This window comes from 'Nostoc azollae' 0708, from assembly GCF_000196515.1.
GTDB lineage: Bacteria > Cyanobacteriota > Cyanobacteriia > Cyanobacteriales > Nostocaceae > Trichormus_B > Trichormus_B azollae.
The window spans coordinates 1,398,430-1,411,555 of sequence record NC_014248.1; the positions used below are offsets into that span (position 1 = coordinate 1,398,430).

14 protein-coding genes and 4 pseudogenes are annotated in these 13,126 nt (G+C 38.0%); 10 read left to right on the forward strand and 8 right to left on the reverse strand.

The genetic code is table 11. The features are described 5' to 3' along the window. Positions 1-134 precede the first annotated feature (134 nt). Positions 135-1,161, forward strand: a pseudogene (locus tag AAZO_RS06360) (ISKra4 family transposase). Between the two features lie 168 nt (positions 1,162-1,329). Here AAZO_RS06360 and AAZO_RS06365 read toward each other — a convergent pair. Further along, positions 1,330-2,175, reverse strand: a complete 846-nt coding sequence (locus AAZO_RS06365; protein WP_013190608.1) for a DUF1838 domain-containing protein — start codon at positions 2,173-2,175, stop codon at positions 1,330-1,332. 27 nt (positions 2,176-2,202) lie between these two features. After that, positions 2,203-3,234, reverse strand: a pseudogene (locus AAZO_RS06370) (VOC family protein). 215 nt (positions 3,235-3,449) lie between these two features. Here AAZO_RS06370 and AAZO_RS37170 point away from each other — a divergent pair. The 7 genes and pseudogenes from AAZO_RS37170 (at position 3,450) to AAZO_RS06395 (ending at position 7,951) form a co-directional block, all read left to right on the forward strand. Beyond that, positions 3,450-3,953 (forward strand): hypothetical protein, encoded by a 504-nt coding sequence (locus AAZO_RS37170; RefSeq protein WP_228371538.1) that lies wholly within the window; start codon positions 3,450-3,452, stop codon positions 3,951-3,953. 18 nt (positions 3,954-3,971) lie between these two features. After that, positions 3,972-4,148 (forward strand): hypothetical protein, encoded by a 177-nt coding sequence (locus AAZO_RS37175; RefSeq protein WP_228371539.1) that lies wholly within the window; start codon positions 3,972-3,974, stop codon positions 4,146-4,148. Between the two features lie 123 nt (positions 4,149-4,271). After that, entirely contained in the window at positions 4,272-4,478 is a 207-nt protein-coding gene (locus AAZO_RS37180; RefSeq protein ID WP_228371540.1) for a hypothetical protein, read from the forward strand. Between the two features lie 181 nt (positions 4,479-4,659). Beyond that, positions 4,660-5,109 (forward strand): hypothetical protein, encoded by a 450-nt coding sequence (locus tag AAZO_RS37185; protein ID WP_041639582.1) that lies wholly within the window; start codon positions 4,660-4,662, stop codon positions 5,107-5,109. Positions 5,110-5,191: 82 nt separating this feature from the next. Continuing rightward, a pseudogene (locus AAZO_RS43425) lies at positions 5,192-5,904 on the forward strand (SDR family oxidoreductase). Positions 5,905-6,015: 111 nt separating this feature from the next. After that, a complete protein-coding gene (gene hppD / locus AAZO_RS06390) occupies positions 6,016-7,161 on the forward strand; it encodes a 4-hydroxyphenylpyruvate dioxygenase (RefSeq protein WP_013190609.1) in 1,146 nt (381 codons plus the stop codon). A gap of 97 nt (positions 7,162-7,258) precedes the next feature. Then, positions 7,259-7,951 (forward strand): HAD family hydrolase, encoded by a 693-nt coding sequence (locus AAZO_RS06395; protein ID WP_013190610.1) that lies wholly within the window; start codon positions 7,259-7,261, stop codon positions 7,949-7,951. A gap of 103 nt (positions 7,952-8,054) precedes the next feature. Here AAZO_RS06395 and AAZO_RS06400 read toward each other — a convergent pair whose 3' ends face one another. After that, a complete protein-coding gene (locus AAZO_RS06400) occupies positions 8,055-8,384 on the reverse strand; it encodes an ATP-grasp domain-containing protein (RefSeq protein ID WP_228371541.1) in 330 nt (109 codons plus the stop codon). A 101-nt stretch (positions 8,385-8,485) separates the two neighbouring features. Between AAZO_RS06400 and AAZO_RS06405 the strand changes: the two are divergent. Next, positions 8,486-9,774 (forward strand): annotated as a pseudogene (locus tag AAZO_RS06405) (IS701 family transposase). Here the strand turns inward: AAZO_RS06405 and AAZO_RS06410 are convergent. Next, complete coding sequence (locus AAZO_RS06410) at positions 9,751-10,098, reverse strand: DNA-3-methyladenine glycosylase family protein (RefSeq protein WP_049790583.1); 348 nt, start codon at positions 10,096-10,098, stop codon at positions 9,751-9,753. The pseudogene AAZO_RS06405 and the gene AAZO_RS06410 overlap by 24 nt on opposite strands. 506 nt (positions 10,099-10,604) lie before the next feature. Here AAZO_RS06410 and AAZO_RS06415 point away from each other — a divergent pair. Next, complete coding sequence (locus tag AAZO_RS06415) at positions 10,605-10,811, forward strand: hypothetical protein (protein WP_013190612.1); 207 nt, start codon at positions 10,605-10,607, stop codon at positions 10,809-10,811. Between the two features lie 164 nt (positions 10,812-10,975). Here AAZO_RS06415 and AAZO_RS06420 read toward each other — a convergent pair whose 3' ends face one another. The 4 genes from AAZO_RS06420 to AAZO_RS37190 all read right to left on the reverse strand — a co-directional run bounded on the left by AAZO_RS06420 (position 10,976) and on the right by AAZO_RS37190 (position 12,868). After that, positions 10,976-11,314 carry a hypothetical protein gene (locus tag AAZO_RS06420; RefSeq protein WP_013190613.1) on the reverse strand — a complete coding sequence of 113 codons (339 nt, stop codon included), beginning with the start codon at positions 11,312-11,314 and terminating at the stop codon, positions 10,976-10,978. A 181-nt stretch (positions 11,315-11,495) separates the two neighbouring features. Beyond that, the gene (locus tag AAZO_RS06425) at positions 11,496-11,897 is read right to left on the reverse strand and encodes a fasciclin domain-containing protein (protein ID WP_013190614.1); all 402 of its coding nucleotides are present in this window, start codon (positions 11,895-11,897) and stop codon (positions 11,496-11,498) included. Between the two features lie 100 nt (positions 11,898-11,997). Beyond that, complete coding sequence (locus AAZO_RS29110; protein ID WP_228371542.1) at positions 11,998-12,654, reverse strand: hypothetical protein; 657 nt, start codon at positions 12,652-12,654, stop codon at positions 11,998-12,000. Positions 12,655-12,682: 28 nt separating this feature from the next. Further along, complete coding sequence (locus tag AAZO_RS37190) at positions 12,683-12,868, reverse strand: hypothetical protein (RefSeq protein ID WP_228371543.1); 186 nt, start codon at positions 12,866-12,868, stop codon at positions 12,683-12,685. Between the last annotated feature and the right edge of the window lie 258 nt (positions 12,869-13,126).

Here is a 13,126-nt window from a genome sequence, read left to right on the forward strand (position 1 = left end):
AAAAAGTTTTAGGAGCATCCACTATTGGAAGATACACAAGTGTTAGGAGCATTTAAGGATAAATAAGTGTGGATTAGCAACCATGAAGCAGGATAAAAGAACGGCTCAAAGCCTGCTTAGAAGAATAGGCAACATTGTTATATAAAGAAGCAGACAAAAGTCAGATAACAGACTTGGAAGGCATAGAAAAAACAGTAAGGAGTCAAATATTAGAAGTGGTAAGTCCAGAAATAGCCCTTTTTTTTTATTGAAGAAAGAACCGGAAGGAAAGTAGGTAAAACCAGGAAAGTCAAAACCTTGGTAGGAGAACTAAAACTAAAAGCTAAACAGTTGAAGAGACTGGGTTTGAAGCCAAGAAGTCGATTAAGTCCATTACTTCAAAAGTGCTGCTTGAGGCTATCAGCTAAGGAAGGAATCATATCAAAAGGCAGAAGTTGAAATTGAGGCATTAACAGGAGTAAAAGTTGGCCATAGGAGGCAACAAAAACTAGTTGTGGAACAAGATTGGGAGCTACCACAAGGAAAACAAGCTGTCTGTGAAGTGAGGGTGGATGGTGGAAGAGTACGACTAGGGAGCAAACCACAACCAGGCTGGTACTGGCGAGACTATCAATAAAACCCTTCGTCTACAAGGAATTCATGATGGCGCATGTTTTGATAACAACTAATAAATCATAAGTTGATTATGTTAATAGCCAGTCTTTGGTTAACCCCCTTGTGTGTTTGGGGGATGGTCATGATGGAGTTTGGAATTTAGTTAAAGAGTTTGGAACTGAAAAATCCAAACCTTTGGAAATTTTGGATTGGTATCACCTCAAAGAGAATCTTTATCAAATTGGTGGTTATTTAAAGCATCTCCAAGCTGTTGAGAGTTTATTGTGGTAAGGTCAGATAGAGCCAATTCAAGCTTTATTTAATAATTGTCGAGGCAAACAAGTTAAGAAGTCTTTCGACATAAGCGAAGAACATCCCACTGGTATTATTAACTACACCTACTACCGAGCTGAACAACTGTGTTCTATTGGTTCTGGATCTGTCGAATCTGCTATTCAACAGATTGGAGCAAGGATTTAAATTTCTGGACCACAGTGGAATGTTGAAAGTGTCTACCAAATCCTTTCCCTTCCTTGTGCTTATCTCAATGGTTTGCTTCCTATTTAAGTCTTTCTGCCAAAACTCTATCCTCCCAAAACTCCTGCCTCCTACTTCTCCCTTATCAGTAGAACGACATGAAAAAACAAAAGTATGCAACAAAATGTAAATCCGTGCCGTACGCTCTAGTATCTCGGAGATTCTTCACTATCTCTTTCAGAGACGCTCCGCGAACTTTCAGAATAACACGTTTAAACCGTTTTTAGTATAACTTTCCTCTGATGCTGATAAAGGAAATGTTTCTCCAGCTAAGTAAGCGGGAAAATGCTTTTGAAAATACAACCAAGAAGTCATGTCTTCCCCATCCACAAAGGCTTTTGGTGCTTGCTTATACAAAGGCAGACGGTTATTAATTTCTGCTTGTAGCAGTGGAGGTAATTCTGTAAAACCACCAACTTTGCTACCTGTAGCGCTGTAAATCAGATAACCAGGTCGTTGCCCCATTTTCATCCAAGGCAACCATTGACCAATTCTGTCCCAACTTAGTTTGAGTTGAGTTACAGAAGCTAATTCTGAATTTACTAAATCGGCACTAGAAACAGTAATTTTAAATAATTCTGCGGCTTGATAATTGGCAGATGGGCAATATTCTGCAAATTGGGGATCGTTTGCCAAAGGATTGGGATAGTTGGGAAACAGATCAAAAACAAAGGTTGTATTTTCACCTTCCACTTCTACGGGAAGTTTGCCTTTAAATTTGCCTTGCACAGGACTATTGGCAACGTGCATAACTGGCACTGTTTCACCTGTCCATGGATTTTCCCATTTTCTGACGATTTCGTCTGTTTCTGGGTTGAGGTAATAAGTTAGTTCTCTGGAAGTAAAATCCCAACGGCCTTCAGCGGTGAGAATACAACGACTTACACTCATTCCGAGAATTTTAAATAATAGTTGTCGCTTTTCACCAGGGACAAAGCTATAAATCCTACCTGTCCAAACTAAAAAAGTAGATTCCTTAGCGTCTAGGGAAGATCGAGTTTTTACCCATTGTTGGGCATTAATTTCTTGGATATGGGCTACCATTAGCTATTTCCTGATTATTTATCAAATTTAGTTTTTTGCCACCAATGTCCAAAAGTAGCCATCCGGGGCAATGAAGGAAAAACTGATTTCTCCAAATTCATTATTTACAGTTTTAGTAACTTGTTGTGCATTACTAGCCCGAATTCGGTCAAAATAAGTTTCTATGCCCTGGACTTGGTAGGTGTAAAGGCACATTCCTAAACTTCCTGGTTGGGCTGATGTAAAGTGTAATTGTAATTCGATGTTCTCTGGAAAACTTACTATATAAAGTCTGCGGCTACGTGCTTCTATGAAGTTAGTTGCACAGGAACGAGGATCATCAACAGCGGTGACGATAAATTTTTCTCCTGCTTGAAGATCAAAAAAACCTCTGCCTGCATCAGAAGATTCATAGCTGGTTTCTACATTATCCCGGACGCGCAATAAACCTAAAATTTGTTCATAAAATTGTAGGGTCTGTTTGCTGTCGTCTTGAACTACTAAGCCCAAGTGGGTAAACTGACTGGTGTTTAATGGTGCATGATGATTAATTTGGCCGTAATGGGGCATGGTATAACCAAAGCGTTGAAATAATACTTGTCGAGTTAAGGGTTCCAGTAGCATGATTTCTCACACACCAATGGCAGAATCTAGAAATGGTTGGCTTTTTTGTTCTTTGTTATCAATTACTTCCCAATAAAGGTGGGTGTATTTGATTGTTATACCCATGGCTTTGGTATTTTCGGCATGAATTAAAATTCCTAACACATCTGTGGTTAAGGCGGTAGCCCAACGATTTCCTTCAATTCTCACGGAACCGATACGTCAACCGCTATTTGTGGGTTGTTGCCAAGTCATTAGTCGAATTAAACCATAGTCTGCTTCTTGGTGGTAAAGACCGATGGTTTTTAAGGAGGAGTGGACCCCATATAATTGGTAAGCTGTCTCGGTGTTTAATTCTCCTATTTGTCATATACGATAGCCAAATTGTTGCCAATATTGAATTGCTAAAATTGCCTCTGTAACTCCAATACACACTTCATAGATGCCTTCTATGGCTGTTGTTGTTCCTTGATTCATGGCCAAATCGTTTTGGAATCATGTTTCAGGTATAGTTAACTGCAAATGCACGCAGATAAACACAGATGCGTGAGTGAGTCTTATGATTGTATAGCAATTGCCTAATTGGTTAGGATATCAGCTGTACTTCTTATGGAGGTAGTATGGATTGATACAAGTAAGGCACAAATAGATTTCTAATTCTGTCACCTGTCACCTACCATACTGTGTGAGCTATGCTAAATCATGAGCGATGGCTAACTACATATGATACTGCCCTGTTAAATAAAACAGCCTCTCAGGTTTGCCAAGTAATTATTACTATTCACCGACAGCAGCCAGAATTATTGCTGGAAAAGTATAGAAAAGTTCAGTGGCAAAATGATTCTAATCAATCTGCTTTGATTGCTAAGTTTACAGAATTACTTAGCCAAGGTCAAAGCTGGGATGAACTCAAGAAACTCCAATTATCCCTGAAGGCTTTACTACTTCCCGCTGCTTTAGATTTACCAATTTTACTAGAGTTAGTCGCCAATATTCGCCAACAAAATCCTCTGATTTCCCAATTTAATGCTTCATTAATTCCTAATACTATTAAGTCTTTATTGCCAGTAGGCATTGCGGGTTTACTTTTAGATGCCGAAAATCTACAAATTAGTACCCATACTGAAAAATTTTTAGCAAATGTTTGTAATTGTCCTCTGCAAGTAAAGATCGCTTTTGCTAATTGGAATAATTAGGGTAAGTTAGATATAGAATTGCATGAACGTAGTTATGATTTGGTTCATGTTCCTGCTGGTAGGGATAATGCTGATGGGAAAATGATCGCTTTTGGTTCTTCTATTCATGAAGTTTACCCCCATGCTAAAGAAGTTTTGGTTTGCTCTTCAGATAAGGTAATGACTAATTCATGCAAGAATTTACAACAACATTGATTAATTGTATATCAAGTTATTCAACATAGCAAAAATATTATTATCTTTAATAATCCTCCTGGTAAAACTACTATTTATAGTACTAAACCTTTAGTAGAAACTCCCTCTATTGAACAATTTATTTTGCAAGTCAAGGGTTTAATCAAAGAGGAGCATAAACTGACGGCTAGTGCTTGGGTTAAACTGTCTCATTTTTCTAAGGTATATAAAGTTAAATATCAGTTACATCTTAGTCATATTGTCTCTAAATATTCACCTGGTAAAAATGCTAAGGATATACTTGCTAAGTATCCAGCAGATTTCGTAATTCATCAAATTGATGATAGTTAAGAATTGTATATAACGGTGTTTGATGATAATTTAAATCCTCCCAAGAATAATACTGATAAGTCTAAAACTGTCGAAAATATTCCATCAGATTATTTATCTGTTATTAATTCTAAATTAGGTTAATAACTAGCTCTAAAAACGATTCTAGAAGATTTAATGGAAGAATCTAATCAGGTTAATTTTGATATTAATATTTTGGCTGTTCATTCAATTTAAGCAAAGATATGCTAAACCCATTGCTGAAGAAATAAAGGAATTAAAAATCAAGGGTACCTGTATTAAATTCTTACAGTCTTGTAGTTTCTTACAACTCGAACAAAAAGATAATAAATGGGAAATAAGTGAATTGAATTTAACTAATACTACATCTAACTTATTATATGATATTAATTCTGCAGCAGCTTTGGAGGATGCTATCAGAAACATTCTCACAAGAGCAACTAATGAATCAGGGAATGGGTATATTGATATTAGTATTTTAGGAACTAAGTTCCATCAGCAATATGGTAAATCCATAACTGATCAAATCAAAGCATTAAAGATTGGTGGTAATTATATGAAGTTTTTACAGTCTTGCAGTTCTTTTCAACTGAAACAAACGGGTAAAAAATGGGAAGTCGCTATACACTAGACCTGAATACTGGATTACCCCATCAATCCGGGGATATTGTATATATTAAAATAATAGTGTGTGAAGAAATATAAAGATAGTGATGCAGGATAAAGTTATTATCATGGTTGGTACTACTGGTGGTATAGGGACAGCCTTAACCCGTCAACTTGTACCCATAGGGGCAAAACTGGTACTAGCTGCTAGAAATAAAGTAAATTTAGCAACATTGGCAGAGGAGTTATCGGGGGAAGTGTTGACAGTCCCTACTGATATTACTCAATCAGACCAGGTAAATACATTGATACAAGCAACTTTGACGTGGTGTGGTCAAATCGATGTGTTGGTAAATGCTGCTGGTATCAGTATCCTGAAGCTATACAACAGTATAGAACTATAGAACCGGGGGAATTAGAGAAAATGCTGGATTTAAATTTAAAAGGCTGTTTCTATACTACTCAGGCAGCAGCCGAAGAGATGCAAAGACGTAAGTCTGGTCATATCTGTAATGTGGTAGGGATTTTGGGTAAGCATTCTATGGGTATGGCTGCGGCTTATTCTGCGTCTAAGTTTGGTGTTGTCAGTTTTAGTAAGTGTATGGCTGACGAACTGAAACGCTTTGGTGTGAAGTTCAAGCTGTTCTATTTTGGTGGGGTGGATTCTCCTTTCTGGGACAATGTAAGCTTAAAGGTAGACCGAACAAAAATACTGAGTTGTGAAACTGCTGCTAATGCTATTTTCTATGCTTTATCTGCTAAACCTCAAGCTGTACCAATGGAAATTCATCTTCAACCTGATAGCCATTTGTTTTTCTAGTTATAGCTGTAATGTGGAAAATCAAAGATTAACGTAGATGATAAATCCTGTATCCCTTACGGGAACGTTAACCATAAATCCTTAAATACTGGAAATCCTGATTCAGAAATTATGCTTCAAATTGATCACGTTCACTTCTATGTAGAAGATGCCCAAAAGTGGCGAGATTGGTTTGTCAATTATCTGGGTTTTCAAACAGTAGTGAGTGAGATCTTCCCTACTGCTATAAATCAAGAAAAGTCGTTTCACACTCATACAGAAGCTGTGAAAAATGGAAATGTCTATTTTTTGCTGTCTTCTCCTTTGTTACCCACAAGTCCAGTGACTGAGTTCTTACGTCATCATCCTCCTGGTGTGGCAGATGTAGCTTTTGCTGTGGCAGATTTACCAGCGGTGATGGCAAGAGTTGCTGCTAATGGTGCTAAGATTCTGCAATTTATTGAGGATGCTGGATCTTGCAAATACGCAAAAATTGTGGCTTGGGGTGGGGTGACTCATACATTAATTGAAAGAAACTTAATCAAAGGAGAGGAGGGGCAGACAAATCAGTTCAAAATTCAAAATTCAAAATTCAAAATTAAAGAAATCTTACCTTCTATTTCTAATCACCTATCAAACCATATTTTTACAGATATAGATCATGTGGTTTTAAATGTGGGAGTTGGGAATTTAGAGACGGCTGTGAGTTGGTACCAAAAAGTCCTACATTTGCAACCCCAACAAAGTTTTAAAATTCACACTGAACGCTCGGCTTTGCATAGTCGGGTGATGATGTCTGCTAATGGTAAGGTACAATTACCAATCAATGAACCGGGTTCTCCTAATTCCCAAATTCAGGAATTTTTGCAAGTGAATAGGGGGGCGGGAATTCAACATATTGCTTTACGGACACCTCATTTAATTAGTGCGATCGCTCGTTTTCGAGCTGCAGGTCTATCGTTCCTCTCTGTTCCTGAAAGCTATTACACAAAATTACAACAGCGCTTAGAGTTTCCTTTGTCATCCCCAGAATTGCAAGCGATCAAACAACAAGAAATATTGGTTGATTGTCAAAAAGATTCTCCTTTAGGGGCTTTATTATTGCAAATCTTCACTCAGCCAATTTTTGAAGAACCAACTTTTTTCTTTGAGTTTATTGAACGCCGTTCCCAAGCATCTGGTTTTGGTGAAGGTAATTTTCGGGCCTTATTTGAAGCGATTGAAAGCGAACAAGTTAAACGGGGATTTGTCAGGGAAGAGGTGATTGGTCATGGGTGATTGGTGAAAGAAGGTAAATCCTTATCTCCCCGATCTCCCTAGTCCTCCCTAAACCCTTTTCCTGAGATAATGGACAAAAATTCAACCTGAACAAGTGATGCTCAGACTAATTACTGATTTAGATGGACCGATTATGGATGTTTCGGAACGGTACTATCAAGTTTATCAATTGTGTTTGCGGGAAACGCGATATCCTGACCAAGTGGTGACGGAACTTTCTAAAGCGGAATTTTGGGAACTTAAGCGAGCGCACACTCCCGAAAAAGATATTGCTTTAAAGTCTGGTTTAGATGAAGAACAAGCGCACGAATTCACTAAAATTCGGAAGCGAACAGTGCATACACAGCCTTACTTTCAGTATGATACCCTCGTCCCTGGGGCTTTAGATGCGCTGGCTAAAGTTCAACAAGCGGGGATTGATTTGGTAGTGATGACCATGCGTAGGGTGCAAGAACTGGACTATGCGGTTAATCAATACAATTTAGGTGAATTTTTACCTGAAAATCGCCGTTATTATCTCAGTAACGACTATGTGAAAACCCGTGATATTGAAGATAAACCTCTGTTGATGGCTAGGGCCTTAGCGGAATTACCACCTGCTGTGAATACTTGGATGGTCGGAGATACAGAGGCTGATATTACGGCTGCTAGAAAACATGGTATTAAGATGATAGCGGTGGAAAGTGGTATTCGCGATCGCACTCAATTAGAACTCTACCAACCTGACTTAATTATTAAGGATTTGATAACCACCGTAGATATGATTCTCTCTGAAGAAACAAAAGTGTAGGAGCAGAGGCGCAGGGGAGAAATAATAACCTCTAGCCTTCCTTTTGCCTTCTGTCACCTCTTCCCTGACAAATCCCCGTTTAACTTGTTCCCTTTCAATCCACCTACAGTTGAGCAAAACGTTCAGCCGTCCATCCAAAAATATCTGACACCTGCCCATCACCAATTTCTACTACCCATTTACTACCATCCCTATGAGCTATTACATCGACAGAGAAAAAGTGGCTTCCAATCCGCTTGGCACATTCAGAAACAATCTCTGGAATTTCTTCATCTGCTAAAGCGGCAAAAGGTTTACCAGATAACACAAAGTAACGCTTCTCGGTTTCAGGCACAAAATCTTCAATCCGCCCCACACAAATACCTCCCTCAATAGTTCCTCTAAACATTACGAATAGCAGCACGAATACCCAAGTGATCCACAGGTACAACATCCCAGGGATGTAACGTGAATATTAGCGGGACTTAAACAAAAGTTAAGAGTAAAAGGGAGTATAATGGGATTTCGGTGTAGCTTTCACCTTCAAAGAAGCTAATGAAAGAAACCACTGCCCCAGCAATGGCACCATGGTTTGAAAGATGGTGTTAAAGGTTTGATGATGTATTTACTCATAAAGGGGAAAGAAGAGAGTTTAGACCTTATTTAGGGGGATGATTGGGTGAAAGTGAGAGAAAAAACCTATTTGAAATGGCAGAGAATGCCCTAGGGGTGACCTACCAACGATTACACCACGTTTTAAATGAAGCACCTTGGTCCAGTTCCCAAGTCAATGAGCGTCGGGTAGAGATTATGAACAGGTGTAGTCAGAGGAGAATCACCAGAGGATTTAGCTTAATAATTGATGATTCTGTCCATAGAAAAAGGGGGAATTTTAGGGATGGAGTAGGAAGACAATATATTGAAGAAATTGGGAAAAGGGATACTGGAATAGTAGTAGTAACAACACATACGTCTATAATGATGGCAGTAAAAGCTTACCATTAGATATAGAGTTATATCACCATGGTGGATTCTTTACTCAAAGGGAAACAAGACCCTCTATTTGAGAATAAACCTGAGTTAGGAATTAAATTAATACATCTGACCTTAAGCCGTGGTTATCAACCAGGAATAGTAATTATAGATCCTGGATATGGCCACAATAGGTCTTTCTTATTAAAGATAGAAAACCGGAATTGAAAGTATTGAGGAGGATTAGCTAAAAATCCCAAAGTCCTTGCCAGTGACCAAGAGGATAGTCCACAAATAATTAGGTTAGATGAATTAGTACAAAGTTTACCCCAAGAGGCTTTTACACAAATTCAACTGGAGTTAGATAAAACCAAAACATTATGGGTAGTAACTAAAGAAGTAGAAATATCAGCCTTAAGTGGAAAGGGCAATATTCCTATCGTCATCAACGGTTCTACTTTCTCTCAAGCCACTGATATTGACTACTTTATGACCAATGTTTCTTGAGCAATTGTCACACCTGGATAGTTGATACATATTGTCAAAGAAATTGGGTAGAAGTTGTTTACAGGGAAGCCAAGGGATGGTTAGGAATCAAAGAATATCAAGTTCGAGATAAGAGCAGTTGACTGCACCATTTTATTTTGGTTTGCTGTGCCTACACTTTTATTCTTTGCCATCAGTGGACTGGAGGATTAAGACCAAGGTGGGCTAAAAAACCTTTGAATACTTTTACTGCAGCTTTAGAAGCGTTGAGAACAGCCATATCTTTTCTATTTATTGATTGGTTCAACTTGAATCCGGACGTGTTTCCTTCTTATCAAGCCAGTTTGGGCTATATTTGGGCTTTATTTTTGTTTAGGTCCCCTTAGTAACATCTGTACCGTCCAACCTCCAATACCCTTAAGTATAGTTAAACACTTAATAATAGATTCATCATCTATTGTTTGCAGGTCATCTAAGCTAGGTAATTCCTCAAATCCTTGTGCTAAATATTTTAAATAGGAAATCTTAGGACGGGAAATGCCCACGGAACGCAAAACATCATCTGGGGTATTGAGGATATCACTCAATGTAAATGAATCAGTGTATAGTTGTAAAAATCTGTGGTGAATAGCTGCTGCTGCTTTGCCTGATAGTTGTTGATAAATAATGGCATGACACAGACAATCTAATAAATCTCCTGTTTCTTCCACCTAATTTAGCCTACACTCTCCTACTTGCTCTATCAACCGAGCTAAAATAAAATCTTGTTTAACTGCATCAATAGCAACTGAGTAATTCATTTTTATCTATCGTTATATAGGTTATATTTTTATTTCTACCAGAATACGAGTCCCAAAAACTTCACCTGCTTCAATTATCTCCACTACTTTACTATTAACTTATATAATCCTGTCAGACAAAATTAAAGTTATTGCGACTGCAACGGTACATACCCTAACAGATATAGTAATTCTAAATTATTCATTAATAACGAGATATCTGACCTATTTAAAAAGTTGGGTATCTGAGCCATTAATATCAAAAATCCTCAGATATTTCTAGACAAAAATATATTGATTATGTCCATGTGATTGATATCAAACCCTTGATTTATTGATTTTTCTGGGAAAAATTATAAATAGGATTAATTGAGATCCAACCAACTCTTACTTCTAAGTTTCAGGAATTTCTAAATAGATATAAAGGAGGAATTCTCATGTCTAATATCACACTTTCTAACCTACTTCGTACTGGTTATGAACTATTTAATGACTCTACCAGCTTTTTGAATGAATTAGGTAATCAGGAAATACAAACTGTTGTGGGAGGAGGTTATTCTTGTCATTCTCATCACTACCATCACCATAAACACCACTCACATATAGGTTACTCCCACCAATCCTATGATGGTAGCTGGTGGTAAATAACTAATCATCATCACTTCCTGTTAATTAAGGATGAGAGATGGGCATAATTAAGAGCTATTAAATTTTATGGGAGAGTAATTAACACTACTCCCCCATTTGTTTATATAAATTTAATCGGGATTAATTCTGGAAAATTCTGCGATACTAGCAGCTATTCTGTTTATCTATTCAATTTCCAGGGATAAACAAATTGTAAAAAATTTAACCGCCAGATCATAGCCGCTAAATTGGTCACTAAACAAGTGATTGCTAAAGCCAGCAAAATAAAAGTTGGCAACATCACCACACCAATCATGAACCAAGTATAAACGTGCAGCACCATTACAAAAGCAAACATACTAGCAAATCCAGCGGCTTGCCATACTTGAATTGTCGGGCGGTTTATGACTGTGAGGATAATTGTCAAGGATGTGGCAAGAATATTTGCTGGTATGAGAAAGGCACAAATACCTGAACAGTTGGCGCGTGATATTTCAGCTAAGGTGTTGAAATCAATCATTAATTTGTGGCAATAAGATTAGCTTATGACTATAAGTTAACATTTATTTATTAAACTAGTTTAACCTTAGCATAATGTGAGTAATCACGTAAGGTATTTTACATTCTTTAAAGAATTAAGCCACCTCAAATTTACTTAAAGATATTTAATATATGGTGGCCATAGTCCACCATATATTAAATTACCCCATCAAAATCACGGTATCAATAACGTGAATTACACCATTATCAGCATCAATATCTGCTGCTAAAACAGTGGCATTTTTGACTTCAAAACCATCATCACAATTAATTCTGATGGGAGAACCTTCCACAGAAGTCACTGTCCCCAATTTTGCCAAATCAGCCTTAGTCAGTTTTCCCGGCACGACATGATAAGTTAAAATCCGTGCTAACTGGGGAATATTTTGTAATAGAGTGGTGATAGTTCCTGGGGGTAATTTGGCAAAAGCGTCATCAGTCGGTGCAAAGACAGTGAATGGCCCAGGACTTTTTAAGGTTTCCACTAAACCAGCAGCTTGGACGGCAGCTACCAAAGTTTTAAACGCATTATTACTAACCGCAATATCAACAATATCAGCCATTGATGTCACCTCAAATCAGTCAAAGGTCATAAACAATAGTAAATCATGTTTAAGTTTTCTAAATTAAAATCGCATACCCTGAATACTTCGGGGGAAGAAGTTATTCAGGCATCCATGAGCAACCAAAAGGATTGAGAGCAGACTTTTCGTCAAGAATAGTCGCCAAATAGGGAATATTACCAACCTTAGAAATGCGGTCACGAATATATTCAAAGAAGCTAATTCCCAACTTACGAGTAGTAGTAACAAGAGACATAAAAGTATCCCAAGTCTGAGTCCCTTCGAGAGTCTGAGTGGCATCACTAATATTACCTCGCTGCACCATAGTTCTAGCACCTAACTCAGCTGGGTTATTGTGCAAAGGCAATTCAGGATGCTCTAAAACATAAAGCAACTCAGAAGTTTTGACCAGAGTTAATGGTTTTCGCCCATCCAATTGTTGATAACCACCACTGTCAGTGTGGAACAACTTCCAAAACTTATACCGGAGTCTATCTGCCGTTTGCTGACTGGGAGAATCTTGATCAGGGAGTAAGTCTCGGTAGTAATTCCAGAAATCATCCAGGAATTTATCTGAAACCTTTTGGTGACAAGCAATAAATGCACTTAACTTCTTATAATTTCTTCCTTCATGTACCCAAGAGAAAACGATATTATCAGTCAGTAACTTCAATTGAGGAGGATCATCAAAGACCAGAGTTTGCACCACTGGCCAATCAGTTTCTTGATGATAGAAAGCAATAGCTACTGCTTCCATAATCCGAGTCCGTTGTTGTGAACCCAGTTTAGGCAGATGTGTACCCTACTGGGTACACATCTGCCTCACTCAAGATAGTTTCTTGAGGTAATACTTGGAGAGCATTTCTCCATTTAGTTGGTAGTTGAAAATGCTCCAGCAAGTCAATATTCTCTAGGAACTCTAACAACTTGCCTTGGGTCATGTTACCCCCATAGTACAATGTGATAATCAAGGTCTTTACTCCTAGACCGAATTCTTCCTCATAACCCCAAGGAGGTTCTGCTAAATAGGTTTTTCCTTCTCATGGTGAGTAGTATTTCTCTTTCCGGAATAGTACGTTATCGGCTGTCAGGATGATGTCTTGGATGATTACTTCTTCATACCCTTTGAACTGCGCCTCTGCTGGCAGTAATTCTTGGGGATATTCTAGTATTTCTTCTCTGTCTATTTTAATCCCAGCCTTCTTACTGCCTTTGTTGTCCTTTTTTGG